This is a genomic window from Pseudomonas sp. BJa3 (assembly GCF_026343815.1).
GTDB lineage: Bacteria > Pseudomonadota > Gammaproteobacteria > Pseudomonadales > Pseudomonadaceae > Aquipseudomonas > Aquipseudomonas soli.
The window spans coordinates 1-245 of sequence record NZ_JAOXMC010000449.1 but is presented as its reverse complement, the minus strand read 5'-3'; the positions used below and the strand labels follow the sequence as shown (position 1 = coordinate 245).

The 245-nt window shown below is 67.3% G+C and carries 1 protein-coding gene; it reads right to left on the bottom strand.

The genetic code is table 11. The features are described from left to right. Positions 1-245: TolC family protein (locus OH705_RS28370; RefSeq protein ID WP_267303591.1), on the bottom strand; the 245-nt coding region annotated here is incomplete at both ends.

The window sequence follows — 245 nt, the reverse complement described above, 5'->3', positions numbered from 1 at the left end:
CTGATCGGCTGGCCGGTGATCTCGGCGAGCGCGCGGTAGCTGTCGTCCAGCGCATTGCGGGCCAGGATGGTGTTGGCGCGGGCGCTGTCGTATTGCGCGCGGGCTTCGTGCACGTCGGTGATCGGCGCCTGGCCCCCGTTGAGACGCTTCTGGGCGTAGTCGAACTGCTTATTCGACGCGGCTTCGTTGGTCTCGGCGGCGGCCAGCGACTCGATGCCGATCAGCACGTTGAAGTAGGCGGCCGA